The following is a 549-nucleotide window of genomic DNA, read 5'->3' as shown; positions in this document are numbered from 1 at the left end:
AACAGCAGCGCCAACGTAGACAGTAAAGGGCTGGCGACCGTGGATGCCAATCTGGAATGGGTGCGGCTGGCGCAGCGCGTGCCGGTAAGAATCCATCTGGATCAACAGCGAGATCTTCCTTATCCTGCGGGCACCACGGCCACCGTGGTGATCGCGCAGGCCGACGCCCCGCAAAACAAGCAGCCTTCTCCGTTGGTTCGCTTGCTCTATCGGCTGCGTGAGTTTGGCTAAGGCGAACTCATGATGAAAATGCCTGCTTTTCCCCACTGGCGTTTTGCCTGCAAACTCAGCGTTGCCGTCGTGCTGTCGCTGTTTCTCGGTTTCCACTTTCAGTTGGAAACGCCGCGTTGGTCAGTACTCACTGCGGCCATCGTTGCTGCTGGCCCTGCGTTTGCCGCTGGTGGCGATCCCTTTTCCGGGGCGATTCGGCATCGCGGGATATTGCGCATTGTAGGCACCTTTATCGGATGTATCGGTGCGCTGGTGATTATCATCGCCACCATTCGTGCCCCTGTGGTGATGCTGCTGCTGTGCTGCATCTGGGCGGGA

1 protein-coding gene and 1 pseudogene are annotated in these 549 nt (G+C 58.7%); both read left to right on the top strand.

Features of this window, described 5'->3' with window-relative positions:
• Positions 1 to 231, top strand: a pseudogene (locus J5224_RS34625) (p-hydroxybenzoic acid efflux pump subunit AaeA); the annotation flags it as partial.
• A gap of 9 nt (positions 232 to 240) precedes the next feature.
• Positions 241 to 549, top strand: a 309-nt coding sequence (locus tag J5224_RS34620; protein ID WP_413544776.1) for an FUSC family protein, incomplete at its 3' end; no start/stop codon positions are given.

This window comes from Candidatus Symbiopectobacterium sp. NZEC135 (genome assembly GCF_025962695.1).
The sequence above is the reverse complement of the archived record's forward strand: the minus strand, read 5'-3'. Positions and strand labels throughout refer to the sequence as shown.